This is a genomic window from Candidatus Accumulibacter contiguus, assembly GCF_012940005.1.
In the GTDB taxonomy this organism is placed as follows: Bacteria; Pseudomonadota; Gammaproteobacteria; order Burkholderiales; family Rhodocyclaceae; genus Accumulibacter; species Accumulibacter contiguus.
In genome coordinates, this window is record NZ_SPMX01000139.1 from 1 (window position 1) to 555 (window position 555).

General features: G+C 57.1%; 1 protein-coding gene. It reads right to left on the minus strand.

Translation table 11 applies throughout. The features are described from left to right. Positions 1–217 precede the first annotated feature (217 nt). Positions 218–555 (minus strand): hypothetical protein (locus tag E4Q08_RS23655; RefSeq protein ID WP_248595135.1); only part of this gene is annotated, 338 nt, incomplete at its 5' end.

Below are 555 nucleotides of genomic sequence, written 5' to 3' on the forward strand. Positions count from 1 at the left end.
GTGGCAGCCGCCGGGGATGAAGAAACATCCCCGACCACTGCCTTGAGTGTTGGCGGCCTTCAGGGCATCAAGGGGCTTTCGCGGCATAAACGCCAGAAGCAGGCATTTATTCCACGGTCCCCTTGACTCCCTTCCGCCCGCGATTCACGGGGCTCGCCCCCCTGTCAAGCAACAGTCTCCAGCGAGTCTGCGCAAACTGGATGAGAGTACGCTAGCGTTACGGCGTAACGAATTCCTGGGCTAATCGTCGGTGTTTTTCGTAGTAGTCGCTCAGCCCATTGGGAAGCTGTGAGGCACGGTCCGCAACGTCGCCCTCTGCCTGACGAAGAAGACCGTCAAGAATCTCGCGTTGCGTTACGCCGTAACAGAATGCCAGGCGCTCCAGGGCACACTTGGCGTGGAGATCAAGAACGAGATTCAAGCGCTTACCTTTGCCTTCATCTTTGAAGTGACGTACTCGATAGTCCGCCTGTCGTTGTGCATTGCTCTTGGCCATACCTACCTTTCTGTGGATCGTTACGCCGTAACGTTCGGATAGAGCGATTGCAGCGCCGG